This window comes from Ensifer sp. YR511, assembly GCF_900103045.1.
GTDB lineage: Bacteria > Pseudomonadota > Alphaproteobacteria > Rhizobiales > Rhizobiaceae > Ensifer > Ensifer adhaerens.
In genome coordinates this window covers 1-26,405 of sequence record NZ_FNGR01000018.1, presented here as the reverse complement: position 1 = coordinate 26,405, position 26,405 = coordinate 1, and the positions used below count along the sequence as shown (strand labels likewise).

Annotated in this window: 23 protein-coding genes; 16 read left to right on the top strand and 7 right to left on the bottom strand. The window is 63.9% G+C overall.

Translation table 11 applies throughout. The annotated features are described in order from the left end of the window. The first annotated feature begins 100 nt into the window (after positions 1-100). The 3 genes from BLU15_RS25200 to BLU15_RS25190 are packed head-to-tail and all read left to right on the top strand — an operon-like array spanning position 101 to position 2,645. The gene (locus BLU15_RS25200) at positions 101-712 is read left to right on the top strand and encodes a helix-turn-helix transcriptional regulator (protein WP_226020738.1); all 612 of its coding nucleotides are present in this window, start codon (positions 101-103) and stop codon (positions 710-712) included. Next, a complete protein-coding gene (locus BLU15_RS25195) occupies positions 709-1,686 on the top strand; it encodes an ornithine cyclodeaminase family protein (RefSeq protein ID WP_090299112.1) in 978 nt (325 codons plus the stop codon). The genes BLU15_RS25200 and BLU15_RS25195 overlap by 4 nt, the downstream gene beginning before the upstream one ends. Continuing rightward, the gene (locus BLU15_RS25190) at positions 1,683-2,645 is read left to right on the top strand and encodes a pyridoxal-phosphate dependent enzyme (RefSeq protein WP_090299109.1); all 963 of its coding nucleotides are present in this window, start codon (positions 1,683-1,685) and stop codon (positions 2,643-2,645) included. Before BLU15_RS25195 ends, BLU15_RS25190 begins: the two co-directional genes overlap by 4 nt. 34 nt (positions 2,646-2,679) lie before the next feature. Here BLU15_RS25190 and BLU15_RS25185 read toward each other — a convergent pair whose 3' ends face one another. After that, a complete protein-coding gene (locus BLU15_RS25185) occupies positions 2,680-3,621 on the bottom strand; it encodes a LysR family transcriptional regulator (RefSeq protein WP_090299107.1) in 942 nt (313 codons plus the stop codon). 111 nt (positions 3,622-3,732) lie between these two features. Here BLU15_RS25185 and BLU15_RS25180 point away from each other — a divergent pair, with 111 nt between their 5' ends. The 11 genes from BLU15_RS25180 to BLU15_RS25130 all read left to right on the top strand — a co-directional run bounded on the left by BLU15_RS25180 (position 3,733) and on the right by BLU15_RS25130 (position 18,394). Beyond that, on the top strand, positions 3,733-5,532 hold the full coding sequence (locus tag BLU15_RS25180; RefSeq protein WP_090299104.1) for an adenine deaminase: 1,800 nt from the start codon (positions 3,733-3,735) through the stop codon (positions 5,530-5,532). Between the two features lie 60 nt (positions 5,533-5,592). After that, positions 5,593-6,993 (top strand): NCS2 family permease, encoded by a 1,401-nt coding sequence (locus BLU15_RS25175; protein ID WP_090299238.1) that lies wholly within the window; start codon positions 5,593-5,595, stop codon positions 6,991-6,993. Between the two features lie 67 nt (positions 6,994-7,060). Beyond that, positions 7,061-8,857: an adenine deaminase gene (gene ade / locus BLU15_RS25170; RefSeq protein ID WP_090299101.1), complete on the top strand. Its 1,797-nt coding sequence runs from the start codon at positions 7,061-7,063 to the stop codon at positions 8,855-8,857. A 530-nt stretch (positions 8,858-9,387) separates the two neighbouring features. Next, the gene (locus tag BLU15_RS25165) at positions 9,388-11,064 is read left to right on the top strand and encodes a putative bifunctional diguanylate cyclase/phosphodiesterase (protein WP_060606168.1); all 1,677 of its coding nucleotides are present in this window, start codon (positions 9,388-9,390) and stop codon (positions 11,062-11,064) included. A gap of 149 nt (positions 11,065-11,213) precedes the next feature. Next, positions 11,214-11,732, top strand: a complete 519-nt coding sequence (locus BLU15_RS25160) for a ubiquinone biosynthesis methyltransferase UbiE (protein WP_090299098.1) — start codon at positions 11,214-11,216, stop codon at positions 11,730-11,732. Then, entirely contained in the window at positions 11,732-12,904 is a 1,173-nt protein-coding gene (locus tag BLU15_RS25155) for a class I SAM-dependent methyltransferase (protein ID WP_090299095.1), read from the top strand. Before BLU15_RS25160 ends, BLU15_RS25155 begins: the two co-directional genes overlap by 1 nt. After that, positions 12,901-15,261: a SpoIIE family protein phosphatase gene (locus tag BLU15_RS25150; protein WP_090299092.1), complete on the top strand. Its 2,361-nt coding sequence runs from the start codon at positions 12,901-12,903 to the stop codon at positions 15,259-15,261. The genes BLU15_RS25155 and BLU15_RS25150 overlap by 4 nt, the downstream gene beginning before the upstream one ends. 4 nt (positions 15,262-15,265) lie before the next feature. Then, positions 15,266-15,826, top strand: coding sequence for a slr1658 superfamily regulator (locus BLU15_RS25145; RefSeq protein ID WP_034790266.1), 561 nt, complete (start codon positions 15,266-15,268; stop codon positions 15,824-15,826). A 13-nt stretch (positions 15,827-15,839) separates the two neighbouring features. After that, positions 15,840-16,181 (top strand): slr1659 superfamily regulator, encoded by a 342-nt coding sequence (locus BLU15_RS25140; RefSeq protein ID WP_034790268.1) that lies wholly within the window; start codon positions 15,840-15,842, stop codon positions 16,179-16,181. 234 nt (positions 16,182-16,415) lie between these two features. Beyond that, positions 16,416-17,093, top strand: a complete 678-nt coding sequence (locus BLU15_RS25135; protein WP_090299089.1) for a FadR/GntR family transcriptional regulator — start codon at positions 16,416-16,418, stop codon at positions 17,091-17,093. Then, positions 17,090-18,394, top strand: a complete 1,305-nt coding sequence (locus tag BLU15_RS25130; RefSeq protein WP_090299086.1) for a CynX/NimT family MFS transporter — start codon at positions 17,090-17,092, stop codon at positions 18,392-18,394. Before BLU15_RS25135 ends, BLU15_RS25130 begins: the two co-directional genes overlap by 4 nt. A gap of 85 nt (positions 18,395-18,479) precedes the next feature. Here BLU15_RS25130 and BLU15_RS25125 read toward each other — a convergent pair whose 3' ends face one another. Then, on the bottom strand, positions 18,480-19,694 hold the full coding sequence (locus BLU15_RS25125; RefSeq protein WP_090299083.1) for an MFS transporter: 1,215 nt from the start codon (positions 19,692-19,694) through the stop codon (positions 18,480-18,482). Between the two features lie 320 nt (positions 19,695-20,014). Here BLU15_RS25125 and BLU15_RS25120 point away from each other — a divergent pair, with 320 nt between their 5' ends. Continuing rightward, positions 20,015-21,235 carry a hypothetical protein gene (locus BLU15_RS25120; protein ID WP_034790274.1) on the top strand — a complete coding sequence of 407 codons (1,221 nt, stop codon included), beginning with the start codon at positions 20,015-20,017 and terminating at the stop codon, positions 21,233-21,235. 10 nt (positions 21,236-21,245) lie between these two features. Beyond that, the gene (locus BLU15_RS25115) at positions 21,246-21,887 is read left to right on the top strand and encodes a Vgb family protein (protein ID WP_090299081.1); all 642 of its coding nucleotides are present in this window, start codon (positions 21,246-21,248) and stop codon (positions 21,885-21,887) included. A 218-nt stretch (positions 21,888-22,105) separates the two neighbouring features. Here the strand turns inward: BLU15_RS25115 and BLU15_RS25110 are convergent, their stop codons facing one another. From BLU15_RS25110 to BLU15_RS25090, 5 genes are all read right to left on the bottom strand, one after another. Further along, positions 22,106-22,936, bottom strand: a complete 831-nt coding sequence (locus BLU15_RS25110; RefSeq protein WP_060520010.1) for an alpha/beta fold hydrolase — start codon at positions 22,934-22,936, stop codon at positions 22,106-22,108. A gap of 85 nt (positions 22,937-23,021) precedes the next feature. Next, positions 23,022-24,623 carry an MFS transporter gene (locus BLU15_RS25105; RefSeq protein ID WP_090299078.1) on the bottom strand — a complete coding sequence of 534 codons (1,602 nt, stop codon included), beginning with the start codon at positions 24,621-24,623 and terminating at the stop codon, positions 23,022-23,024. After that, positions 24,620-25,075, bottom strand: a complete 456-nt coding sequence (locus BLU15_RS25100) for a DoxX family protein (protein ID WP_090299074.1) — start codon at positions 25,073-25,075, stop codon at positions 24,620-24,622. Before BLU15_RS25100 ends, BLU15_RS25105 begins: the two co-directional genes overlap by 4 nt. A 54-nt stretch (positions 25,076-25,129) precedes the next feature. Next, on the bottom strand, positions 25,130-25,345 hold the full coding sequence (locus BLU15_RS25095; RefSeq protein ID WP_060520016.1) for a hypothetical protein: 216 nt from the start codon (positions 25,343-25,345) through the stop codon (positions 25,130-25,132). Between the two features lie 23 nt (positions 25,346-25,368). Next, positions 25,369-26,405 (bottom strand): amidohydrolase family protein (locus BLU15_RS25090; protein WP_143034256.1); only part of this gene is annotated, 1,037 nt, incomplete at its 5' end.

Sequence of the window (26,405 nt, the reverse complement as noted above, 5' to 3'; positions counted from 1 at the left end):
GCCGCCGTTGTCGTTTTAAGCAGTATTCAGACTATAAATCCAATCTAGACTTTTTCGTCTACGCATGATTTATGGATTGCTATCGAGGAAGAGGAACGCCGTGACTCCAGAACTCCGCCCCTATTGCCTGGTCTGCGACGCGATCGCCTTGCTGTTCCAGCCCTATGCCGAGGTCGTGCTGCACGATCTGGCGACTGAAACCGTCGTCCATATCGCTGGCAACTTCTCCAAGCGCGAGATCGGCGAAGCTTCGCTGCTGAGCGAAATCGGCTTCAGCCAAGGCGATGCGATCATCGGCCCCTACGAGAAGGTCAATTGGGACGGACGCTCGATCAAGGCGATCAGCGCCGTGCTGCGAGACGCGGACGGCAAGGCGATCGGCGTACTCTGCATCAATGCCGATGTCTCCGACTTTCACGCAGCACTCCGCACGCTCAACGCGCTCGTCCGCGTTCCCATCGACGCAGACAAGCCCGAAAGCCTGTTCAAGGAAGACTGGCACGAGCGCGTCAACGAATATGTGCAGCAATGGACCGCGGCGCGCGGGCTGACAGTCTCGAGCCTGAGCCGCAACGACAAGCAGGCGCTGGTGATCGCCCTTTCTGCTGATGGCGCCTTCGGCGGCAAGAATGCCGCCTCCTACATCTCGCGCATCCTCGGCATGGGCCGGGCGACCGTCTACAAATATCTGAGCCAGGGGAGCGCGCCATGATCGTCATCGATCGAGAAAGGCTGGCCGAGCTGCCGTTGCTGACGCTCGCGGCACCGGCCATCCGCGACGCCTATATCGCCGTCACCGACGGTCGCGCCAATCTGCCGCCGGTCGGCTATCTGCCGCTTCCCGGTCGCAACGCCGATTGCCACATCAAATACGGCTACATCGAAGGCGATCCAATCTTCGTCGTGAAGATCGCCTCCGGCTTCTACGACAATCCGGCCAAGGGACTGCCGTCGAGCACCGGCATGATGGTTGCGGTCTCGACAGAGACCGGCGACGTGGTGGCCGTGCTCGACGACAAGGGTCTCCTCACCGATCTTCGCACCGGTCTCGGCGGTGCGATCGCGACCACGGCGCTCTGGCGCAAGGACGCCGGCTCGATCGGGATCGTCGGCGCCGGCACGCAGGCGCGCATCCAGATCCGGGCGCTTGCCTCCCTTTCGAATCGTCCATTGCGGTTCACGGTCTGGGGGCGATCAATGGAACGGGCGAACGCCGTGCTTGCCGACCTCGCGGACCTCGGCCTTCCCATCGCTGCGACAACCGATCTCGAAGCGCTCTGCCGCCAGTCCGATGCAATCGTAACCACGACGCCATCGAAGAAGCCGCTGATCCGATCGGCCTGGATCGGGCCTAGCACCCATATCACCGCCATGGGCGCGGACGCACCCGGCAAGCAGGAGCTCGAAACTGCCCTCGTTGCCCGCGCCGACCGCCTCTTTGTCGATCTCGCCGAGCAATGCCTGGACCACGGGGAATTTTCTGCAGCGGCTCGGGCCGTGGTGATCCAGGAGGAACGCTGTGTCGCCCTCGGCGCGGTCCTTTCCGGTGCGGCCGAAGGTCGACGTTCGGACAACGACATCACCATCGCCGACCTGACAGGGATCGCGACGCAGGACATCGCCATTGCCCGCACGGTGCTCGATGAACTCGGCTTGCTCGGCCGTTCGCAAGGAACAACCGCATGACCAAAGACGTCTTCGAAACGGCCGCGCGCGCTGTCCGCGCACGCCAGCGCATCCGCCCCTTCATCTACGAGACGCCACTGATCCCGTCGCGCGCGATCGGTCCGCAGACAGCCTCGACGGTACTGTTCAAGGCGGAAAACCTGCAGCTGACCGGCTCCTTCAAGATCCGGGGGGCTGCGAGCAAGATGACCTCGCTGCCAAGGGACCAGCGGGTGATCACTGCCTCCTCCGGCAATCACGGCATCGGTACTGCCCATGCGGCAAGCGCGATCGGCCAGAAGCTGACGGTGGTGCTGCCCGAGATTGTCAAGCCGGCGAAGCTGGAGCACATCCGCGCCTACGGCGTCGAGGTCGTCCTTCACGGTTCCGAAACCGGGCTTGCCGAACAGCATGCGCAGCAGCTGGCCGCGACCGAAAAGCTCGGCTACGTCTCGCCCTACAACGACCCGGAAATCATCGCCGGCCAGGGCACGATCGCACTTGAACTCCTTGAGCAAGCCGAACGCATCGACAATGTCTTCATCGCCATGGGCGGCGGCGGACTGATCAGCGGCATCGGCTCGGTGCTGAAGAGTTTCCGCCCGCATACTCGCGTCATCGGCGTGTCCGCTGCAAATTCGGCAGCGCTTGCGGCCTCGATAAGGGCCGGCCGGGTGGTCGAAACCGAACACCTCGAAACGCTCGCCGATGCCGTTGCCGGCGGTCTCGACGAAGACAGCGTGACCCTCCCATTGTCGATGGCCGTGGTCGATGAGGTCGTGACCTGCTCGGAAGCAGAGATCGCGGCCGCAATGCGGGACCTGCTGCTCGACGAGCATATGCTGGTAGAGGGGGCGGCAGCTCTCGCACTTGCCGGCTTCCGGCAGATCGCGGCGAGGTGCACCGGCCAGACCAACGTCATCCTGCTTTGTGGCGGCAATGTCGACGGCGCCAGCGCGCTGCCTTCGTTGCTGGGCTAGAGACGCCGCTGCATGGCGCTGCCCCGCCTCGCCTCTAGAGGCTGACGCGCTCCACGTAGTAGCGCGGGATCTTCACCCGGTCCCGGTCGCGGTAGAAGTCGATGCAGAAGTCGACGAAGGCCTTGAACCGCTTCGAGACGTGCCGGCGGCGCGAATAGATGAGGTTGATCGCCGTCTGCGGCGAGCGCCAGTCCGATAGCACCGGCTCCAGCAGGCCGGCTTGCCGCTCGGTCTCGACGAAAAAGTCGGGCAGATAGGCGATGCCCTCACCGGCGACGGCGAAATACTTGATCGTCCAGTAGTCGTTGGTTGTGCAGGTCGCCGTCGGCAGCAGGTCCACCTCGTCTTCACCTGACTGTGTCAGATACCAGGACTGCAGCCGCGTCGGCTGGCGGAAGACGAGGCCGCGATGGCCGGCGAGCGCATCCGGATTATCCGGCTGGCCATGCCGGGCGATGTAGTGCGGGCTGGCGAAGAGGCCATAGGACGAGACCGAAAGTCTGCGGCTGATGTAGTCGACATCGGACGGCTCGCCCCAATGGAAGATGCCGTCGAGCGCCTGTTCGGTAACGTCGGAGAATGGCTGGCGCGAGGACAGGAACACAACGTCGAGATTGACCTGCGGATATTGCTGGCGAAAGGCATAGAGCAGTTCCGAGGTGATCGTCGTGCCGAACTCGCCGGTCGAGCCCACGCGCAGGGTGCCCGCCACCTCCTGGCGCATCTCCGCCATCGCGGTTGCCGCATCGTCGCAATTCGACTGAATGAGCCGGGCGTAGCGCAGGAACTCCGCGCCCGCGTCGGTCACATGCAACTGATGACCCTCGCGCACGAAGAGCTCGATGCCGAACTCATCCTCCAATTGCCGGATCTTGTGGCTGAGTGTTGATTTCGGCAGGCGATAGCGCCTGGAAGCCGCAGAAATCGAGCGGGAATCCGCAACTTTCACGAAACAGTCTATGAGCGAGAGATCCATATTTCGTCCAAAATCTTGCACGATATGTCCAGAGAATAGCCTATTTCGGCCCATTGTGTAAACGACTGGGAATTGGGAATATTCACTGGAGCTAAGGGAGAAGAGGTTCCAGTGAGCGATATCAGAGAATTCATTCGCGCCGCATCGGGCACCGGCGGCAAGGCAACGTTGGCGATCCGCGGCGGTCGCCTCGTCAACGTCGTCTCCGAAGAGATCTATCAGGCCGACGTCGCGATCTATGGCGAACGGATCATCGCCGTCGGCGACATCTCCGACTATATCGGGCCAGAGACCAGGATCGTCGATGCCACCGGCAAATACCTGGCACCCGGCATGATCGACGGGCATCTGCATGTCGAATGCTCGAAGATGTCGTTGACGAGCTTTGCCAAGGCCGTCGTGCCGCTCGGCACCACCTCGATCGTCACCGGCCTCGACCAGATCATCGTCGTCGGCGGCCCGGCCGCGGCGCGCGAGTTCCTCGACGAGGCAAAACAGACGCCACTCAAGGTCTTCTGGGGCGCGCCGTGCAAGACGCCCTACACCATGCCGCGCTCGACCGTCGGCCACTATTTCAGCCCGGCCGACCACCAGGCGACGCACCACTGGCCGGAATGCGTCGGCATATGGGAAACCGTGCGCGAGTTCATCCAGGAGGAGGACGCCGACGTGCTCGCGGCGCTCGAACTCGCCGAAAAGAGCCGCCTGCCGGTTCTCGGCTGCTGCCCGATGACCCGTGGCGCGCGGCTCAACGGCTACCAGCAGTCCGGCGTTCGCGCCGACCACGAGAGCTACACGCCGGAAGAAATGCTCGAAAAGCTGCGCGCCGGCATGCATGTCGTTGTACGAGAATCCTCGATCTCGCACTTCCTCGCCGACAACCTGCGCATCGTCACGGAAATGGGCGTTAAGGCGCTGCGCCGCATCAGCTTCTGCACCGATGACGTGGTAGCAAGCGACATCCTTAAGCGCGGCCATCTCGACAACATGGTGCGCATGGCGATCGCCATGGGCATTTCGCCGATGGCGGCGATCCAGATGGCGACGATCAACGGCGCCGATGCGCTCCGCATCGACGACAAGGTCGGCTCGATCTCGCCCGGCCGCGCGGCCGACATCCTGCTCGTCGACGACCTGCGCAACTTCACCATCGAAACCGTCGTCGCCAAGGGTGAAGTCGTCGCCCGCAACGGCAAGATGGCGATCGAACTGATCCCGCCGCAGCGCAGCGTCGCACTTCTGAACTCGGTGAAGGTCTCGCCGCTTCAGCCCGGCGATCTCAAGGTCGCCTATCACGGCGCCGGCGAGACGGCAGACGCCATGGCGATCGCCGTCACCCCGGAAAAGATCTTCGTGCGCACTCGCCGCGACGTGACGCTTGCGGTCGAGGACGGCCAGGTGCTCGCCGACCCCGCACGGGACGTGCAATACGTCACCGTCGTCGAACGCTACGGCAAGACGAGCAACCGTCCGGTCGCCTTTGCCTCCGGCTTCGGCCTCAAGCAAGGCGCGATCGCCAGCTCCACTGCGCCCGATGACAACAACATCATCTGCATCGGCGCCGATCTCGAGGATATGCGTATCGCCATCAACCACCTGATCGCCAACAATGGCGGCCAGGTCGTGGTCAGGAACGGCAAGGTCGAGGCCTTCCTGCACCTGCCGATCGGCGGCATCGTTTCCGACATCGAGCCGGCCGAGATGGCAGCGCTGGAAGACCAGCTCGACGACGCGGCCCGCGCGCTCGGCTGCCCGCTGCCCTGGCCCTTCATGTACATGTTCGTGTTGCAGATCACGGCGATCCCGGAATATGCGATCACCGATCTCGGTGTCGTCGACTGCGTCGGGCTGAAGGTGATCTCGCCGTTTTCGCCCGCCGGTGGGGACGAGCGCGCCGTCGCTGCGGAATGATGCCTTGGAAGGGGGCCGGTCATGCCGGCCCCCTTCTTCGTTCAAAAAAAGGGGAACAAGATGAACTATCAGAACAAGTCCGTGGAGGCGGCACTAAGCCCGGAGACATCCTGGCTCGCAGCGCTGCTCGACCGCTACTTCCAGATTTCGCGGCTCGGCTCGACCGTCCGCACCGAGATCCTCGCAGGCCTCACCACCTTCCTCGCCGCCTCCTACGTCATCGTCGTCAATCCCTCGATCCTGGCGCATGCCGGCATTCCATTTTCGGCCGGCGTGACGGCGACGGTGCTCGTCAGTTTCATCGGCAGCTGCGCCATGGGGCTTTATGCGCGCAGCCCCATTCTGGTGGCGCCGGGCATGGGCATCAACGCGCTCTTTGCCTACACCATGGTGGTCGGCGCCAAAGTGCCGCTCGAGGTCGCGCTTGGCTGCGTCTTCTGGGCCGGCGTGCTCTTTACCGTCATGGCGTTCTTCAATCTGCGCCAGACGATCATCGAGGCGATCCCGGTCGATCTGCGCTATGGCATCGCCTGCGGCATCGGCCTCTTCATCGCGCTGATCGGCCTGGAAAACGCCAAGTTCATCGTCGCCAACCCCGACACGATCGTTGGTCTCACGCAGTTCAACCCGGTCACCCTCACCTTCATCGCCGGCTTCGTGCTCACGGTGGCGCTGGTGGTGCGGCGGGTTCCGGGCGCGATGATGGCCGGCATGATCCTCACCACTATTCTCTCGATCCCGATCGGTCGCTGGTGGGGCGACGGCAGCGCGTTTTGGCCGGAGACGCCGGATGTGCACACGCTGGTCAACTGGAGCGGTTTCTCCGCTGCACCGGATTTCAGCTTCGTCGGCCAGATCGATCTCCTGGGCGCGCTGAACCTGATCTACCTGCCCTTCATCTTTGTCTTCCTGTTCACCAACTTCATCGAGGCGCTCTCGACCTTCCTTGGCCTCGCGGAAGCGGCAGACCTCAAGGATGAAAACGGCATGCCCCGCAACATCCGGGAATCGATGCATGTCGACGCCATCGCGGCACTGATTTCCGCACCGCTCGGCACCAGCCCGGCGACCGTCTATCTCGAATCCGGCGCCGGCATCCAGCAGGGTGGACGCACCGGTCTCGTCGCGCTGGTCGCGGGTCTGCTCTTCGTGCCCTTCCTGTTTTTGTCGCCGCTGCTTTCTCTGGTGCCGGCGGTTGCGACCGCACCGGTGCTGATCCTCACCGGCCTCTTCATGTCCGAGCCTATCAGCAACATCCGCTGGAGCGCGCTCGACGAGGCGATCCCGGCCTTCCTTGCGATCGTATTGATCCCGCTCACCTTCTCGATCACGCTCGGCCTGTCGCTTGCGATCATCGCCTATGTGCTGATCAAGCTGGTCTGCGGCCGGGCTGGCGATGTAAGACCGGTCATGTGGCTCGTGGCACTGCTCGCCGCAGCGCTCGTCGCCCAGACCCAGTAACCGCCAGAAAATCCGACGGCGCCCTTAATGCAAGGGCGCCGACATCGCCCATCCGAAGGAAACAGTCATGCTTCAATCCTGGTCGAAGACCGCACCCGAACTGGTCGACGTCGCCATGGGCCGCAAGCCCGCCGATCTCGTGATCCGCAACGGCAAATGGGTCAACGTCTACTCCGGCGAAATCATCCCCGGCACCGACATCGCCGTCAAAGCCGGCCGCTTCGCCTATGTCGGTCCGGATGCCAGCCACACGATCGGCGAAGGCACCAAGGTCGTCGACGCCGCCGGGCGCTATCTTGTTCCCGGCCTCTGCGACGCGCATATGCATGTGGAGAGCGGCCTCGTCACCGTCACCGAATTTGCCCGCGCGGTCATTCCGCACGGCACCACCACCATGTTCATCGACCCGCACGAGATCGCCAATGTGCTCGGCCTCGACGGCGTCCGGCTGATGAACGAGGAAGCCCAGAGCCTGCCGATCAACGTGCTGGTCCAGGTACCAAGCTGCGTGCCGAGCGCCCCGGGTCTTGAGACTGCCGGCGCCGAGCTTTCAGCACAGGATGTCGCCGAGGCGCTTGCCTGGCCGAACGTCATCGGTCTCGGCGAGATGATGAATTTCCCCGGCGTTGCCGGAAACGATCCGAAGATGATGGCCGAGATCGCCGCTACCCAGGATGCGCGGCTGACCGTCGGCGGGCACTATGCCTCGCCGCATCTCGGCCGCGAGTTCCACGCCTATGCCGCCGGCGGACCGGCCGACGACCATGAAGGCACGACGGTCGACGACGCGATCGCCCGTGTGCGCCAGGGCATGCGCGCCATGTTGCGCCTCGGCTCCGCCTGGTACGACGTTGCCGCGCAGATCAAGGCCGTCACCGAATCCGGCCTCGACCCGCGCAACTTCCTGCTCTGCACCGACGATAGCCACTCCGGCACGCTGGTGCACGACGGACACATGAACCGCGTCGTGCGCCATGCCATCGCTCAAGGTCTGAAACCCGTGACCGCGATCCAGATGGCGACGCTCAACACCGCCCAGCATTTCGGCCTGGAGCGCGAAATCGGCTCGATCGCACCGGGTCGCCGGGCAGATCTGATCGTCACCTCGGACCTCGCCGCGCTGCCGATCGAAATGGTCTTTGCCCGCGGCGAGCTGATGGCCGAGAACGGCACACTCGCGCGCGATATCCCGGCCTATGTCTACCCGGAAAGCGCCCGCAACACCGTCCACCTTGGCCGGTTACTGGCCGCCGCGGATTTCGACATCCCATCCAACGCACAGGCGACGCGCGCGCGGGTCAACGTCATCGGCGTCGTCGAGAACCAGGCGCCGACGCGGGCGCTTCAGGCCGAGGTGGCGATCGAGAACGGCCTCGTGCAGATGGACCGGGCCAACGACGTCTGCCAGATCGCGCTCGTCGAGCGCCACCGCGGCACCGGCGACGTGGTCAACGCCTTCGTCTCCGGCTTCGGCTATGACAGCGATTGCGCCATGGCGAGCACGGTCGCCCATGACAGCCACCATATGATCGTGGTCGGCACGAACAAGGCGGACATGGCCAAGGCCGCCAACCGCCTGCACGAGGTCGGCGGCGGCATCGTCGTCATCAAGGAAGGCCGCGAACTGGCCCTGGTCGAGCTGCCCGTCGCCGGCCTGATGTCGGATCAGCGAGCGGAGATCGTCGCCGAGAAAGCGGCCGCCATCGTCGAGGCCATGCGCGCCTGTGGCTGCCGGCTGAACAACGCCTATATGCAGCACTCGCTGCTGGCGCTCGTCGTCATTCCGGAACTGCGCATTTCCGACAAGGGCCTGATCGACGTCCGGACCTTCCAGAAGACCGACGTGATTCTGAGCACGCACTGAGCTTAATAGCGGTTGGCCACCGGCAACCCGGTGGCCAACCCGCCCGTGGTTCTTAATTCCGGGTGATCGCGGGATGGGTCAAGCCACATAATCCCCTGAAAACTTCCTTTATGGTTAACCGAAACTTAAACGGAGCCCAACGGCCCCGTTGCGCGGGCGTATCTGTCGTTTGCTTAACCGCGACCGGCCGCAGTAGACGCCCGAAACCCTTGCTGATATGGCGTCCCACAATGGGACATGCGTATAGGCGGAGCCGAAACGCCCACAGCTGTTCCGCCCCAAATTGCATGCAATGATGGCAAATGATACAAGAGGAAGCTTATATACAACCGTGTGGGGCAAGGGATATCGAGCAGCGCTCGCCATGCTCCGAAGCGAGGTTTCCACAGGTAAGATCGCAGGCAGCCTATTGGCATTGACCCGGGCGGGCGACGCGGTAGCTTTGCAGAAGGACGAGCCGAAACGGAGCGCCGCTGGAGCGGGCTTTTATATTCTTCCGGCGCGTTCGAAACAGAGAGGGAAAGGCAAGCATGCCGGACACTGATGCAACCTTGTCTGCTTCAGCTTCAGTGCAGGATCCCGTTGCGGCTCATATGGACGAGGTTCTCTCGTTCTATGACGAGGCCTTTCATCTGACCAGCGCCTCGCCGGCGCTGCAGGAAACCTACGAAGTCGGCACGCTTGTCGATGCCACCCTGTGGCATCTCTATCCCGAATTGCTTGCGCCCGTTTCCAAGGCGGCGGTGGAATCCGTCATCGCTTACGGCGTGCCGCGCAGCGTCGAGGTGGTCGACGCCGCCACCAAGTCGCGGCGCACGCTGCTCGTCTTTCGCGCCATGCGCGGCATCGGCGTGCTCGAAACGAGCGGCCGCGCGACCCGCCGCGAGATCGGCAGCCATGGCGAAAGCGAACGTGCGCTGCTGTTGCACCAGGCGACCCACGACGTGCTGACGGGCCTGCCCAACCGACGGCAGTTCAGCGACGACCTGCAGAGCATCCTGCCGACATCCGGCGAGAAGCTGGCGCTGATGCAGATCGACCTCGACGATTTCAAGCCGGTCAACGACACACTCGGCCACGGCGCCGGCGACGCCGTCCTCAAGATGGCGGCCGAGCGCATTCGCGGCGCCCTTCGCGACGGCGAAGTCGCCTATCGCCTGGCCGGCGACGAATTCGCCGTCATCCAGCGTCAAAGCGACCAACCGGCGGACGCCGAGTATCTCGCCGAGGCACTGATCGAGGCGTTCAGCGAACCTTTCACGATCGACGGCATCTCCGTCTTCGTCGGCGCCAGCATCGGCATTGCCATTGCGCCGAACGACGGAAACGACATCGAGCAACTGATGAAGGCGGCGGACATTGCGCTCTATGCCGCCAAGAAGGATGGACGAGGCCGGGCAAAGACCTTCAGCCGTTCCATGCTGATCGTGCTGGAACAGCGCGAGATGCTGCGCCGCAGTCTGCGCACCGCGCTGCAGGACAAGCAGTTTTCAATCGAATACCAGCCGCTCGTCGAGCCGCCATTTTCGATCGTCGGCTTCGAGGCGCTGGTGCGCTGGCATCATCCGCTGGTCGGCACGATCCCGCCCAACGTCTTCATCCCGATGGCGGAAGCCGACGGCCTGATGAACGAGATCGGCCAATGGGTGCTGGAGGAGGCCTGCCGGCAGGCTGCCACTTGGCCGTCGCATTTCACCGTCGCCGTCAACCTGTCGCCGGCGGAGTTCCTGCGCGAGGGCCTGACGGACCGGATCGCCCAGGCGCTCGACATGGCGGGCCTGAGGGCCGACCGGCTGGAGCTGGAAGTTACCGAATCGGTGCTGCTTGAACGCACGACCAACAATCTGGACACGCTGAACACCCTCAACGTGCTCGGCATCCAGATCTCGCTCGACGATTTCGGCACCTTCTATTCGTCGCTCAGCTACCTCAAGAACTTCCCCTTCGATACGATCAAGATCGACCGCTATTTCATCAAGGATCTGGAGAGCGACGAAAAGAGCCAGACGATCGTCCGATCGATCATCGCCCTTGCCCACGGTCTCGGCATGCGCGTGACCGCCGAGGGCGTCGAGACGATCGGTCAGGCCGTCTGGCTTCGAAAAGAGGGTTGCGACCGTCTGCAGGGATATTTCCTGGGCATGCCCATGCCGGCGGACGCGATCGGCGCCTATCTTCGCCGCTCATCGGCAATGGCGACGCTGTAGTCCCCCCGCATCTGTGCGTTGCGCCCGATATGGCGCGAGGCAATACCTGGGTTGTCTTCATGCAAGATCCCGGGGTTGCGTGGTTAGAAATCATTATAGAAAGTGGCGTATGGCCGTGGCAGAGTTCGGGGTGCGGAGGACATTGCTGCATGGGTGCTAGTGTCAATAAGACCACGGAAACGGCTTTCGAGCCGCTGCTTCAGTTCGATATGGAGATGGAAGATTTCCTTTCGGACTGGCACCATTGCGATCATGTCTCGAGCTACCTCGCCCGGATGATCAGCCACAACAGGACCGATCCGGTACGGCATTCCAACTTCTTTTCCTCCGCCCTCAACGAGCTTCTGGAGGTTTCGTTTCGCGGCGGCACCACCGACGGAAAGATCGGCCTGTCGATCTATCGCCAAGGCGCCACGGAACGGGTTCAACTGAGCTTTCCATGCCCACCTGGTCAGGCGCGCTTCTATCGCGAGGCTGTTTCGAAAACCCATGAGAGCGATGCCCAGGCCCGCTATCTCGACGCCATTTCCAACGACCTTGCCCCCAGCCGGGAATCGGTGCTTCTGGACCTGGCGGTCAACTATGACGCCCGCCTCCGGCTTGACGAGGCTGCGGCTCCGGCCATCACCCTGATCGTGGATCTTCCTCTTGAAGGAATGGTGAGTTGATGGCGGCGAGCCTTCCTCAGCGTTTCAAGGTCGACTTCGATCCGAACAGCCAGATCTTCTCGCTTGCCGGAACGATTCGGCCGCGTTCGATCGATGAAATCGCCGAGAGTATCCATGCGCTGAGGGAAGCCATCGATACGGTGCGCGGCGTTCTCTATATCGATGTGAAGCGCCTCATCCAGATGAACAACACGGCCTTCCAGGCCTTCATCCGGGTCGCCCTCGACGCCTGCCGGGAGCGGTCGGACCTGCGCCTGATCGTCATCACGTCAAGCGTCGTCAGCTGGACGACGCGCATGTTCCGGCACCTGAGCACAATCGAGCCGCAGATCTCCGTCGAGGTCTATGATTCGATGTTCTATCCCGGCCAGGACTACTTCGAGGATACGAGCTTCATTCCAATCCTGCGCGCGCAGACGAAATTGACGTGGCGCCACGAGCGCACCATCCTGCCGCGCCACGGCATGCGGCCCGGCATCGCCGTGGCCGACATCTGCTGCGGCATCGGCGATTTCGCCGTTCTCGCGCAGAAGGAGTTCCAGCCGTCGCGGATCGTCGCGCTCGACCACTCGAAGCCGAGCCTCGCCTATGCCCGCAAGGTGGCCGCCGAGTTCGGCGTGACGGGTATCGAATACACCTACGGCGACGCGTCGGAGATGCTGCTTGAGGACAACCAGTTCGACTTCGTGAGTTGCCGCCACTCGCTGCAGGTCTTCAATCAGCCGGAGCTGCTTCTCAAGGAACTCTATCGGATCGTGAAGCCGGGCGGCCGCGTCTACATCACCAACGAGAAGAACTCGCACTGCCTCGGCGAACCGCGGGCGCAAAGCATCCAATGGACCTACAATGAGCTCGCGCGGCTTTTGGGCAATTTCGAGATAGATGTGGAGTTCGGGCCGAAGAGCCGGCGCTATCTTGCCGACACGGGCTTCGACGACATCCTGGTCGAATCCTTCATGGTCACCAATCTGGACGGTGACCCACAGGATTTCGCCGATATCATCGCCGGCTGGGAGAAGATGTTTGCGGACATGGCGGTGAGGCACGGCGAAACACCCGAATTCATCGAGCGGTTCCGCCAGGGCTTCCGGGATCACATCTTCGCTGCACTGCATCCGAAGGGCTATGCGGGCTGGCCGATCTGGGCAGCGTCCGGGCGCAAACCACTATGAGCGCGAGCAATATCAAACGTCCCCGGTTCGGTTTGAGATCCTTTCGCGCCAAGTTCGTGCTGGTCGTCGGCAGCGCCGTGCTCTTCGACCTCCTGCTGACAGGCGGGCTGGCGCTCTGGAACGTTCAAAGACTGTCGCGCGACGCGACGACGGAAGTCGGACAGGGCCTGCAAAACGCCAACGAAGACTACATGCTCACCTACGCGGAATCGACGGCCGCGCGGGTTAATCTTCTGCTCGGCCAGGTTCACGCCGACGTCGCCACGCTCGCGGGCGTAATCCAGGCGCAGATCGACCGCCCCGTGCGCCGGTCCGACGTCGGTGAGGCACTTGCGCGGCACGCACCGGAGTCCGTTACCGTCACTTACGATGCCAAAGGTGGGTGGGCGCAGAACCTTCCGGGGCCGCTCTCGAGCGTAAGCGTCTGGAGCTATCTCCTTGGCCCCGACCATCGGCCACTACCCGAGGTACAGGCCGATATCGAGAACAGCGCCGTTCTTGATCTGGTTGCGCCCGCCCTGCTTGCGCACGGCCGCTCCAAACTGCAGATGTACTACGTCGGACCAAAAGAGCGGCCGATCTTGCGGATGGCGCCCTATGCGGATCAGGCGCAGACGTTCGACCGTCTCTACCCCGGCCATAACGAAGCCAACTTCTGGAACTTCTTCTTCCCCGGCCTCTATGAGTCCTGGGAGGAATGGGCGAAGCAACCGAGCCTCAGGCCCGTTGCAGCCGATACCACGCAAACTGCACCTTACACCGATGCCGCCTCGGGCAAACTGATCGTCAGTTTCTTCCAGCCGCTCTGGACGCCCGACCGCAAAGGTGTCGCCGGAGCAACCGGAACCGATATCACGCTCGACCAGCTGGCCGAGGTTGTCGAAAGCGTCAAGGTCGGCGACAGCGGCTTCGGATTTCTGGTGATGTCCGACGGCAACGTGCTTGCCATCAATCCGGTCGGCGAAAAGGTGATCGGCCTGCGGCGCTCCAGCGACACGGGTGGACAAGGCGTCACCGGGTTGGAGCGCTCGCTGCGCCGCAGCGCGCAGCCCGCGATCGCAGAGCTGCCGCTTGGCACGGATGGCGCCATTCAGCGGGTGCTGCTCGATGAGAGTGGTGAGAAGGTCCCCTATCTCATTCTCCTCAAGCAGCTCGAGCCGGAGAACCTCTGGGTTTCCGGCCCGGTGCGCCGCGAGACCATGTCGATCGGCATCGTCGTGCCGGAGCGCGAAATCTATGCCTCGCTGTTTGCGGCACAGGCGAGTATCTCTGAAGCGACGAACCGCATCCTCATCTATCAGATCCTGGCCCTGCTCGCTTCGCTGCTGTTCGTCACGCTCGCCGTATTCGGCATCTCCAAGCGGGTTACCCGCGGCATCAGCGCGCTCGCCGGAGCGGCAACCAGCATCGAGGCGAAGGACTACTCCGTCCGTGTGCCCATCACGACGCGCGACGAAGTCGGTGAAGCCGCTATCGCGTTCAATAGAATGGCTGAGGAGATCAGCTACCATACCGAGAACCTCGAAAACCTGGTGACCGAACGCACCAAGCAGCTCGAGGACGCCAACCATCAGATTTCGACGCTGAATACCCAACTGCGCAGCGAGAACCTGCGCCTTGGCGCCGAACTCGCCGTCGCCAAGCAGATCCAGATGATGGTGCTGCCGAAGGCCGGCGAGCTCGCGGAAATCGCCGATCTCGAAATCGCCGCCTATATGCGCCCGGCCGACGAGGTGGGCGGCGACTACTACGATGTGCTGCGCGACGGTGAGCGGCTGAAGATCGGCATCGGCGACGTGACCGGTCATGGCCTCGAAAGCGGGGTGCTGATGCTGATGGTGCAGTCGGTCGCAAGGGCCCTGCAGGAAGCCGGCGACATGGACCCGGAGCAGTTTCTCAACCGCCTCAACCGCGCCATCTACAAGAACATCGTGCGCACCAACACTGACAAGCATCTGTCGTTGGCCTTCCTCGACTACGACCAGGGCCGCCTGACGCTGTCGGGGCAGCACGAGGAACTGATCGTCGTGCGCAAGGGTGCGGAAATCGAGCGGATCGACACGCTCGACCTCGGCCTGCCGATTGGCCTGGAATCGGACATTTCGCGCTTTGTTGCCACCCGCGAGATCTCGTTCGGCCGCGGCGACATGATCGTGCTGCATACGGACGGCGTGACCGAGGCAGCGAACGCCAAGGGCGAACTGTTTGGCATCGAGCGACTGTGCGAGAGTGCCGGAAAGTTTTACGGACAGAGCGCCGAGGACGTCAAATCGGGTATCATCAACGACCTGATGGCGCATATCGGCAAGCAGAAGATCTACGACGACATCACGCTCGTCGTCATGAGACACAGGTGATCAGATGACCACGCTCTACGGACTGGCGGACCTGACGATCGGCGCCCACCAGAAGATGACCCGGCTGCGTCTTTACGACGGGCCGCTGGATCTCAGCTGGAAGCATTGCGCCATGGCTTCGGATTTCGTCGCCGAACTGGCGGCGCTGCGCTATCGCGCGTCGCGCAACACCTATCGGGAAGTGCGCCACAACATCGGCTACCTCACCAACGAACTGGTCGAGAATGCCGTGAAGTTCCGCGCTTCCGGTTCCGTGGTCGTCGAGGCCGCCCTCGAAGGCCACAGCTTCCGCACGAAAGTGTCGAACGTGATCGACAACGAAGCGGCTGCGCGCTTCCAGGATCTTTTGTCCGAGATCGCCGACGGCGACCCGGGCGACCTGCTCATCGAGCGCATCGAAGCCAACGCAACCGGGCTCGGCAAGAGCGGCTCGGGGCTTGGTCTTTTGACGCTGATGAGCGATTATGGCGTTCGTTTCGCTTGGGTTTTTGGCGCCCAGGGTGACGACGGCGAAACCTCATTGGAGACTTATGCCTCCATTGCGGTCCCAGACCTCTCGAACTGATGAGCCGGTGAACATGGAAAACAAGGACGAAGAAGAGTATCGCGTTTGGTCCGAAGGCAACGATATTCATTTTGAAGGCACGATGCGGCTGCCGGGAACGGAGGCCTATGCCCCGATCTTCTCGACGGTGATGGGCGTTCTGGAGACCGAGCCTGAGCACATCACGATCGACCTCACCGAACTGCAGTTCCTGAACTCGTCCGGGATCAACCTGCTCGCCAAGCTGACGATCGAGGCACGCAACCGCCCGAACGTGCAATTGACGGTGCGCGGAACCTCTGAGATCCCGTGGCAGTCGAAATCGCTGCCGAACCTCAAGAAGCTGCATCCCGGCCTCGATCTCAGGCTCAACTGAGATCACGCGGTGCCGGGACTGGATTCCCGTAGCTAAAGCCTGAGTATCGCGCGCCGACCGGCGCGCGACCGCGATTCCGCGCGCCAGCGCTTCCGCACCCCAGCCATCGACAAATCCGTCGCCGAAACCGGCCGCACGACGCTGCGACGCCTTCTTCATTCCCCGTCGTCACGCTTGACTCTGCGAACGCCTCACCCTATCCATCAAATCATCTGATGACTTGATGAGCAGACAATGAAACCGATCAATCGTACCAACCTTGCCGAGAGCGCTGCCGAAAGCCTGCGGGCGGAAATCCTCAGCGGCCGCTGGGCTATCGGCGAACGCATTCCCAACGAGACGGCGCTGACCGAGCTTCTGGCGGTGAGCCGCGGAACCGTGCGGGAGGCCGTTCGGGTCCTGATCTCGAAGGGGCTGCTCGACGCCCGCCAGGGCTCCGGCACCTATGTCCGCTCGACGGTCGATAGCTCGGGCGCGCTTGACCGCGTCAAGCGGGCGAGCCTGCGCGACCAATGGGAGGCGCGCGCGGCCCTCGACGTGGAAGCCGCCCGCCTGGCGGCGCTGCGGCATACGCCCAAGGATCTGGAACATATGAAGCGCCTTCTTCTCGCCCGCGGCACGGTTTCCGATGGTGGGCGTGAGGCCTTCGGACGGCGCGACATTGCCTTTCATCGGTCGATCGTCGAGGCCTCCGGCAACAGGGCCATCGTCGAGCTCTATGACTTTTTCACTTCGGCCATTCTCGAAACCATTCACTCGACGCTGTCAGGCGACCTGCCGGAGCCGGACGACCGGGCGCATGCGGCGATCGTCGAGGCCATTGCGGCCAGTGATCCGGACAAGGCCGCGGCCGCCGTTCGGGCGTTCATGGCCCCCGTCCTCGCTGAACTTGATCGGCTACTTTCCCAATGAACCAGACTTTTCGTGATCCCCACAAAGCCGAAGCCGCCGAACCGCTGGACATCGAAAACCAGCTTATCGATGCCGAGGCCGACAGCCTGCCGGCACCGCAACCACCGGTGCTGAGCCGCAGCGCCCGCATCCTGCTGGGCGCCAGCCTCGTGCTCATCGCTTTCAACCTCAGGCCGCTGTTTTCAAGTCTCTCGGTGCTGCTGCCCGAGGTGATGCAGGCGACCGGCCTTTCCACCGCCAGCGCCAGCGTGCTCACCACCCTGCCGGTGCTCTGCCTCGGCCTTTTCGCGCCGCTTGCGCCGAAGCTCGCCCAACGCTTCGGTGCCGAACGCACGCTTCTCGGGGTGCTCGTCCTGCTGACGCTCGGCACGGGTCTGCGCGGCGTTCAGTCCGTGCCGCTGCTTTTCCTTTCGACATTTGCGGCAGGTGCGGCGATCGCGATCGGCAACGTGCTGCTTCCCGGGCTCGTCAAGCGTGACTTTCCCGACCGCGCCGCGATGATGACGGGCCTCTATACCATGGCGCTCTGCGCCGGTGCTGCCAGCGCCGCCGGCCTGACGCTGACGATCGAACACCATGTGGTCGGCTCCTGGTCCGGCGCGCTCGCGGCCTGGGCGGTACCCGCCCTCATCGTGCTGATGATCTGGGCACCGCAGGCGCTGCGCGGCAAGGCGCAAGCCCGCCATAGCGGCTTCCGCGTCGTCGGCCTCTGGCGCGATCGGCTCGCCTGGCAGGTGACGCTCTTCATGGGTCTGCAATCCGCACTCGCCTATTGCGTCTTCGGCTGGATGGCGCCGATCCTGCGTGAGCGTGGCCTCGATGCCGCAACTGCCGGTGCGGTCGTCTCCGCCTCGATCATGATGCAGGTCGTCACCTGCCTGCTCGTGCCATCCTTCGCCGTAAGGCGCCGCGACCAGCGCGCCGTCTGCGTGGCGCTCGTCGCCGCCGCCGTCATCGCACTGATCGGCATCCTTTTCGCGCCGCTCTCGACGGTGCTCGCCTGGGCCGTTCTGCAAGGGATCGGACAGGGCGGCCTGATTGCTGCGGCGATGACCCTCATTGTGCTGCGCTCGCCCGATTCGCACGTGGCGGCCCATCTCTCCGGCATGGCCCAGGGCGTCGGCTACGTGCTTGCCGCCATCGGCCCCCTGCTTGTCGGCTTCATCCGCAGCTGGACCGGCAGCTTCGCCGCCAGCGCCGTTCTCTTCATCGCGCTCGGCATCGGCGTGGCGATCATGGGTCTCGGCGCCGGCCGGGCGCTGCATGTCGGCGCACGAACGGTCCGGATAGACGACCGCTAAGACGGACGCGGATCAGCGCCTGCAATGATCCAAAGGGCTCCCCTTCCCAGGCGGAGCCCTTTCTCTCGCTGTCAGCACGCTCGCATCAGGCCGCGGCCACCGCCGCCTGGTAGCGCGGCGCCGGCCGGAAGGCGAGCGCGATCAGGAACGCGCCGAGGCCGATGCCCCAGGAACCGATGTAAAGCCAGGTGTAGCTTGCCAGCGCATCATAGATCAGGCCCCCGGCAATCGGTCCCGTCGCCATGCCAAGGCTGCCAGCCATGGCCGTCCCCCCGATCACCGTCCCCATCATCCGCAAGGGGAAATTCTCGCGGGCAAGCACCGCATAGAGCGGCATGACGCCCGCATAGATGAAGCCGAACAGGGCGGCGACCGCATAGAACGAGCCGAGCCCGGCGGCAAAGACATAGGCAAGCGCGCCGAAGGCCTGGGCCAGAAGTCCAAGAACGAGCACACGTTTGGCCCCGAAACGGTCGCCGAGCAGACCGAAGACGACGCGGCCGCCCATGCCGGCAAGACCCTCGACGCTGTAGATCGACACGGCCGCCATGACCGGAATGCCGCAGGTGATCGCGTAGCTCACCGTGTGGAAGATCGGGCCGGAATGGGTGGCGCAGCAGAAGAAGTTGGTCAGAAGCAGGATGATGAAGAGCGGCGATTTCAGCACCTGGCTGGTCGTCATCGACGAATGGGGCTCTTCCCCGGGCGAGGCCGCGGCAGCGCCGTCGGCAAGTGCCGGCGCCTGGCGAACGAGAAACGAGACCGGGATCATGATGACGGCAACGACCAGCGCGATGATCTGCAGAGCGGTTCTCCAGTCGTAGGCGGATACCAGCCAGGCGGCAAAGGGCGACATCGTCATCGGCGCCATGCCCATACCGGCCGAGACGAGCGAGACCGCGAGGCTGCGATGCGTATCGAACCAGCCGGTAACGCAAGCCATCATCGGCGCGAAGATCGCCGCCGTCGCGGTGCCGACCACGACACCGAAAAGGATCTGGAAGGCGATCAGCGAGGTCGTCCAGCTCGCTGCCATCAGGCTGACGGCCAAGAGCACCGAGCCGATGAGCACGATCGGACGCGCGCCCCATCGGTCGGAAAGGCTGCCCCAAGCGATGCTGGCAAATGCCATGGCCAGGAAGCCGATGGTCATGGCGCTCGAAACGCCTGTCACCGACCAGCCGGTGTCGCGCGAAATCGGCAGCAGGAACACCGGAAGCGAAAACATGGCGCCGATCGCCAGGCAGCCGAGCAGCCCGCCCGCCGCCACGATGACCCAACGGTAATGCAAATTGGTCATTGCAAATCTCCTTAAATCCGCCCGGCCCGACGTCCGGCCACGCCGAAAAATTGTGCAACCTGATCGCGCGACGGACCGTGCCTGGGACATCCCCTCACCCGCCCGATTGAAAGACGCTCACGCCGGTGCCAAGCCGACAGGAGCTTCGAAAGAATTTCATAATAGGTGCAGATTCACATTCGATGCAGCCTTGAAGGCATGCGCCCGACTGTTTCCGCTTGATTGTGCGACGAAGCTTCTTTCTGTTGTCCGTTGCCACCTGAGAGATAGATAAAGGCTGGAACACGGCTTGCGGGAGTGACAAGTGTGACGGGATTTCGATGGATTCGCTGATCACCGCCGCGGCGCGAGCACTGGCGTCGGGCGACCCGCTCGGCGCGCTGAAGCGGGTGGCGCTACGCGACGATCCGCCGGCACTGGCGCTGCGCGGCATCGCCATGGCCCAGCTTGGAGACTTCACCCGCGCAAAGGTCCTGCTGAAGAACGCCGCGCGCGCCTTCGGCACGAAGGAAGCGGTAGCGCGGGCGCGGTGCATCGTCGCCGAGGCAGAGATCGCCATCGTCTCCCGTGATCTTTCCTGGCCGATGCGGGCGCTCGACGCCGCCCGCTCGACGCTCGAAACCCATGGCGACCACCTCAACGCCGCCCACGCCCGCAATCTCGGGGCACGGCGCCTGCTCTTGATCGGCCGTCTGGACGAGGCCGAGAACTTGCTTGCCGATATCGATACGGCGCGGCTGACACCGCTGTCGAAAGCCGCCCACGACCTGGCGCTCGCCGGCATCGCCGTGCGCCGGTTGCGAACCGAGGCCGCCACCGCCGCCTTCGGGCGGGCGGGCGAAGCGGCACGGGCGACCGGCATTCCGGCCCTGATCTTGGAAGTTGAAAACGCGGCCGCCGTGCTTAAAGCGCCGGCTGCCCGCCTCATGGCGGATGGGGAAGAGCGCTCGCTGCTGCTTGGCGAGGTCGAAGAGCTGCTTGCTTCCGGCGCCCTCGTCATCGACGCCTGCCGGAACCTCGTCCGAAGACAAGCGACCTTGTGCACGCTTGCCACTCGGCCGGTGCTCTTTGCGCTGGCGCGCGCGCTGGGCGAAGCCTGGCCGGGAGACGTCTCAAGGCGAACCTTGCTCGCCCGGGCCTTCGGCGCACGACATGTCGACGAATCCCACCGGGCAAGGCTGCGTGTCGAAATCGGCCGGCTGCGCGAGGAACTGCGCCCGCTTGCGGATATCACGGCGACGAGCGATGGCTTCCGGCTGGTGCCGCACGGCAAGCACACGGTCGTCGTCCTTGCCCCGCCGGTCGACGAGCGACATGCGACGATGCGGGCGCTGCTGGCGGACGGCGAGGCCTGGTCAAGTTCGGCGCTCGCAATCGCGCTCGACGCCAGCGCGCGCACCGTGCAGCGGGCGCTCGAAGAGCTCGCCTCGCAAGGCAAGGTTATGCCGATCGGGCGCGGGCGGGCACGGCGCTGGGTCGTGCCGCCGATTGCCGCATTCCCGACAGTGTTGTTACTCCCTGGCCCTTTGCCAAACGAATAGGATCAGACCCATGAAAAGATCCGAAGCCGAAATCATCCAGATATATGGCCCGTTCCCCGGGGCAGACCAGGTCCATGGCGTCACCTTCGACGGCCGGAACGTATGGTTCGCCGCCGGTGACACGATCAACGCCTTCGACCCGGAAAACGGTGCGCCCGTCCGCTCGATCGACGTCGCCGCGCATGCCGGTACGGCGTTTGACGGCAAGCACCTCTTCCAGATCGCCGAAGATCGCATCCAGAAGATCGATCCGGAAACCGGGAAAATTCTCGCGACAATCCCGGCGCCAGGCGGTGGCGGCGATTCCGGCCTTGCCTGGGCCGAGGGCACGCTTTGGGTTGGGCAGCATCGGGGCCGCAAAATTCATCAGATCGATCCCGAGAACGGCGCAATCCTGCGCACGATCGAATCCAAGCGCGTCGTGACCGGGGTGACCTGGGTCGACGGCGAACTCTGGCACGGCACCTGGGAGGGTGACGAAAGCGATATCAGGCGCATCGATCCGCAAACGGGAGTCGTGCTCGAAACGGTCGCCATGCCGTCCGGAATGGGCGTATCGGGCCTGGAGTCCGATGGCGGCGAGCGCTTCTTCTGTGGCGGCGGGCCGAGCGGCGTCGTCCGGGCTGTTCGCCGGCCGAAGCGGGCGCGCTGAAACTCGCGATAAGATCCAGGATCGGCGCGGCTGCGCGACGCTGTCGGTGCGGCGCCGGCACTACAGCGCCGCGCGCCTTTGAGGCGCATAGAGGGCGCTGTAGCGCTTCGAAGCGCTGCATGTTCCGTCCGCAAAACCGGCGATGAATAGGGAACCATGCAGTAGCGTTGTCCCGGCACGGTCCGCAATACCCGGACACCGCGGACCGTGCCCGAGCTTTAGGCCTTAATGAAGGCGAGCAGGTCGGGATTGATGACATCGGCATGGGTTGTCAACATGCCATGTGGATAACCCTCATAGACCTTGAGCGTGCCGTTCTTCAGCAGCTTCACCGCCAGTCGCGCGCTGTCGTCGATCGGCACGATCTGGTCGTCGTCGCCGTGCATGACCAGCGTCGGCACGTCGATCGCCTTCAGGTCTTCGGTGAAGTCGGTTTCGGAGAAGGCCTTGATGCCTTCGTAATGGGCCTTGGCGCTGCCCATCATGCCCTGACGCCACCAGTTGCGGACGACGCCTTCCGATACTTCGGCACCCGGGCGGTTGTAGCCGTAGAACGGGCCGGCCGGAACGTCGAGAAAGAACTGGGCGCGGTTGGCAGCAAGCGCCGCCCGGAAACCGTCGAACACCTCGATCGGCAGGCCGCCCGGATTGTTTTCGGTCTTGACCATGATCGGCGGCACGGCGCCGACGATGATCAGCTTGGAAACCCGGCCGCCGCCGTGGCGCGCCACGTAAGCCACCGCTTCGCCGCCACCGGTGGAGTGACCGATGTGGATTGCATCGCTGAGGCCGAGCTTGGTGGTCAGCGCCGCAACATCCTTCGCGTAGTGTGCAATGTCGTGTCCCTCGCTCACCTGCGTCGAACGGCCATGGCCGCGGCGGTCATGGGCGATGACCCGGTAGCCCTTGCTGACGAAATAGAGCATCTGCGCATCCCAATCGTCCGCCGACAGCGGCCAGCCATGGTGAAAGACGATGGGCTGGCCCGAGCCCCAATCCTTGTAGAAGATATCGACGCCGTCTTCAGTCCTGACGAAGTTCTCGGTCATGGGAACGGTTCCTTTGTTTGGGTTGGGTGTATGTCTTCCAGATGTGGCCGCGGCGCGAGATCCGCGCCGGGACGTGCGGTCGGCGTCAACCGAGATGGGGGTGGTTGATCGCGAGAAAGTGGTTGACGACCGGCGCGGCCGGCCCCTTGTGGTAGCGGCGGACATCGTCCTGGATGTCGGCATCGGCCTTCGACACGCGCTTGTGCTGGCGCAGATGCTCTGCCCAGGATTCGACCATAAACCATTCGACCAGCCGTCCGGGATCGGCCGCGTCCTCGGTCACGCCCCAGCCATAGGCGCCGTCGCGCCGCCGCTCGTGCGACAGGCGGGCGAGCGCCTTCAGGAACTCGGACCGATCAGCCTTGTCGATCGTATATTCGATCAGGACGAGAACCGGTCCGCGGTCGTGTTCGACCGGCTCGCTGGTCAGCGGCTCCGGCCAATGATTGGAAGGTATGAGATCCGCCTCACCTTTCGGCAGCTTCATGGCGTGGAAGGCGAAGCCGACGCAGAGAAGGCCGATGGCCGCCACGGCGAGCGTGAAGGGCACGCCGATCGCCGAGGCGGTCGCGCCCCAGGCAAGGCTCCCGCCGGTCATCGCGCCGTTGAAGACGGTCAGATAGACGGCGAGCGTGCGTCCGCGCACCCAGTTGGGCAGGATCGCTTGCGCGGTGCTGTTCAGCGTCGTCAACGCCGTGATCCAGGCCGCACCACAGACGAGCAGCGCCGCCACCGCCACCCATTGCGCCGGCGCGAAGGAAAGCACGCCCATGACGGCGGCGGTCAGGACCGCGGACAAAAGCAGCAATCCGTCGGCATCCATCCGGGCCCGCAAGCGCGGCATCACCAGCGCGCCGCCGATTGCGCCGGCGCCGACGGCGCCGAGCAGGATGCCGTAGAAGCTGGCGCCGCCGCCGAGAAGCTGGCGGGCGACCAGCGGCAGCAGCGCCCAGATCGCACTTGAAAAAGCGAAAAACACGGCTGCACGCAAAAGCACCACATGCAGCTCGCGGCTGGCGCGCGCATAGCGCAGGCCGGCCCGGAAGGCGCCGAGGAAGCGCTCGGCGAGCGCGTCGTCCTCCGGCACCTGCCGCCGCCACCAGACCAATGCGGCAATGACGAAGACATAGCTGATGACATCGACGCCATAGGTGACGGCCGCGCCAAACCAGGCAAGCAGCAAGCCGCCAAGCGCCGGGCCGATCGCGCGGGAGATGTTGATGCCGAGCGAGTTCAGCGCGACCGCGCCCTTGACGTCCGGTCGCGACACGAGCTCCGGCACGATCGCCTGCCAGGTGGGGGCAACCAGCGCTGCGCCGATGCCACCGACAAAGGTAAGCGCAATCAGCGAGGTCACCGACTGCAGCCCGCTTGCAGAGAGGAACAACAGGCAGAGGCTCGCAGATGCGAGCAGGAACTGCACGACGATCAGGAATTTGCGTCGGTCGAGAATATCGGAGAGCACGCCGGCGGGAATGGCGAGCAGGAAGATCGGCAGCGTCGCGGCCGCCTGGATCATCGAGACGGCGGCGGGCGTTGCCGACAGGTCGGTGACGAGCCAGGAGCTTGCGACATCGCGGATGAAGCTGCCGGTGTTGCCGATGATGGTCGCCACCCAGAGCACGGCGAAAACCTTCTGGCGCAAGGGCGCGAAAGTGCCGGCGTTGTTGGTCGCTGCCTGCGTCATTGGCCGCCCCTCTCCGTGGATGCACGTTCGCGCAGATCATAGACTGCAACGAGCACGAATGCGCCGGCAAGGCCGATATGTTCGAAGAAACCGTTTGTCGCCATCGCGCGCTCCATGCCGGGCGGCTGTTCCCAGAAGCGGAATGCGAGCAAGGTGGCGGCGAGCGTGAAGGCCGCAAGCGCGCTTGCCGCCGCCCAGCGGTAGAAGCCTGAGAGAACGAGAGCCGACATCGCAAGCTCAAACACGATGACGCCGACAGCAAAGAGCGGTGCCGGATAGAGGCCGAAATGCTCCATCTCGGCAAGCGCGCCCGGGAAGTCGAAAATTTTCGTCAAGGGTCCCTGGATATAGGCCGAGCAGAGCGCCAGCAACCCGACGAATATGACACGGTTGCCGGAAAGGCCCGGCCGGAGGCGAACGGCGAGACGGTTTTCGAGGGAAGAGGGGCTCAATCTTTCGTTTCCTTGTCAGGCGGTCTTCGGCTTGATGGGCGGCAAAGCCGCCCCTCATCGATTTTTCGGCCATTTCAAAGCGGTGATCGCGCTCTGGGATATGCCTTGGTAGTAGGCTCCATGCTTCGCCGGCGGATGGTTCACCACGACTTTCGCCGAGAGGTGCCGGACGCCCTCAGTCGGCGAGGCCGAGGCCTGCTCCGGTCCGAGCGATGCGTTGAGCAAGATTGAGACCGCGGCCATCGCGACGGCGCCGGCTTTCGTGCGCATTCTGCGTTTCCCTTCCGCTATCGTCACACCGCCCAGCAGGAGCATCCAAGCGCGCCGAAGAAACCCTTAAGGTCGGCGATCGGCAGTTTCGACGTCCAGGCGCCGGCATGATCGTGGCCATGGACGCCGCAATCGCTGGCGCAGCCGCACGACGTGATCGCGGTGCGCCGGAGCGAGCGCTTTCCGGCGCCCTCGGGCTCACCCCAGGCGGCATAACCGCCGAAGGTGCGGACCGGCGACCAGTCGGGCATTGCCGGCGGCACCTTGTTCTCGTCGTGAGAGGCAAATTCGCCGGCCGCATAGACGATCTTGCCGCCGACCATCGTGAGCTCTGACGTGAGGAAGGAAATCTCGTCCTCGGCGCAGTTGAAAAAATCCTTGTTCGGCACGATGAGGTCGGCGAACTGCCCTTTCTCAATCCGGCCTTTCTTGCCTTCCTCGTTTGAAAACCACTGCACCTTCTCGGTCCACATCCGAAGCGCCGTCTCGCGATCGAGGCAGTTGGCGCGCGGGTAGAGCTGCAGGCCGCCGACAGTCTTGCCGGTCACCATCCACGACAGCGAAACCCAGGGGTTGTAGGATGCGACGCGGGTCGCATCGGTGCCGGCGGAGACGTTGACGCCCTTTGCCAGCATCTTGGCCACCGGCGGCGTCGCTTCAGCGACACCATGGCCGTAGCGCTCGACGAAGTACTCGCCCTGATAGGCCATGCGGTGCTGCACGGCGATGCCGCCGCCAAGGGCGGCGATCCGGTCGATCGAGCGGTCAGAGATCGTCTCCGCATGGTCGAAGAACCAGTTGATGCCCTCAAGCGGGATATCCTGGTTGACCTTCTCGAAGACGTCGAGCGCACGGGTGATCGTCTCGTCATAGGTGGCATGCAGTCGCCAGGGCCAGCGGTTCTCCGCAAGAATGCGCACGACCTCTTCGAGTTCGCCCTCCATCTCCGGCGGCATGTCCGGGCGCGGCTCGCGGAAGTCCTCGAAGTCGGCGGCGGAAAACACCAGCATCTCGCCGGCACCGTTGTGGCGGAAATAGTCGTTACCCTGCTTGTACTTGA

Coding starts and splice junctions, on each gene's coding strand:
- BLU15_RS25135 (WP_090299089.1), top strand. CDS start 16,416: ATGAAACCGATCAATCGTACCAACCTTGCCGAGAGCGCTGCCGAAAGC.
- BLU15_RS25190 (WP_090299109.1), top strand. CDS start 1,683: ATGACCAAAGACGTCTTCGAAACGGCCGCGCGCGCTGTCCGCGCACGC.
- BLU15_RS25130 (WP_090299086.1), top strand. CDS start 17,090: ATGAACCAGACTTTTCGTGATCCCCACAAAGCCGAAGCCGCCGAACCG.
- BLU15_RS25155 (WP_090299095.1), top strand. CDS start 11,732: ATGGCGGCGAGCCTTCCTCAGCGTTTCAAGGTCGACTTCGATCCGAAC.
- BLU15_RS25095 (WP_060520016.1), bottom strand. CDS start 25,345: ATGCGCACGAAAGCCGGCGCCGTCGCGATGGCCGCGGTCTCAATCTTG.
- BLU15_RS25185 (WP_090299107.1), bottom strand. CDS start 3,621: ATGGATCTCTCGCTCATAGACTGTTTCGTGAAAGTTGCGGATTCCCGC.
- BLU15_RS25140 (WP_034790268.1), top strand. CDS start 15,840: ATGGAAAACAAGGACGAAGAAGAGTATCGCGTTTGGTCCGAAGGCAAC.
- BLU15_RS25175 (WP_090299238.1), top strand. CDS start 5,593: ATGAACTATCAGAACAAGTCCGTGGAGGCGGCACTAAGCCCGGAGACA.
- BLU15_RS25125 (WP_090299083.1), bottom strand. CDS start 19,694: ATGACCAATTTGCATTACCGTTGGGTCATCGTGGCGGCGGGCGGGCTG.
- BLU15_RS25145 (WP_034790266.1), top strand. CDS start 15,266: ATGACCACGCTCTACGGACTGGCGGACCTGACGATCGGCGCCCACCAG.
- ade (WP_090299101.1), top strand. CDS start 7,061: ATGCTTCAATCCTGGTCGAAGACCGCACCCGAACTGGTCGACGTCGCC.
- BLU15_RS25195 (WP_090299112.1), top strand. CDS start 709: ATGATCGTCATCGATCGAGAAAGGCTGGCCGAGCTGCCGTTGCTGACG.
- BLU15_RS25150 (WP_090299092.1), top strand. CDS start 12,901: ATGAGCGCGAGCAATATCAAACGTCCCCGGTTCGGTTTGAGATCCTTT.
- BLU15_RS25110 (WP_060520010.1), bottom strand. CDS start 22,936: ATGACCGAGAACTTCGTCAGGACTGAAGACGGCGTCGATATCTTCTAC.
- BLU15_RS25120 (WP_034790274.1), top strand. CDS start 20,015: ATGGATTCGCTGATCACCGCCGCGGCGCGAGCACTGGCGTCGGGCGAC.
- BLU15_RS25115 (WP_090299081.1), top strand. CDS start 21,246: ATGAAAAGATCCGAAGCCGAAATCATCCAGATATATGGCCCGTTCCCC.
- BLU15_RS25160 (WP_090299098.1), top strand. CDS start 11,214: ATGGGTGCTAGTGTCAATAAGACCACGGAAACGGCTTTCGAGCCGCTG.
- BLU15_RS25165 (WP_060606168.1), top strand. CDS start 9,388: ATGCCGGACACTGATGCAACCTTGTCTGCTTCAGCTTCAGTGCAGGAT.
- BLU15_RS25105 (WP_090299078.1), bottom strand. CDS start 24,623: ATGACGCAGGCAGCGACCAACAACGCCGGCACTTTCGCGCCCTTGCGC.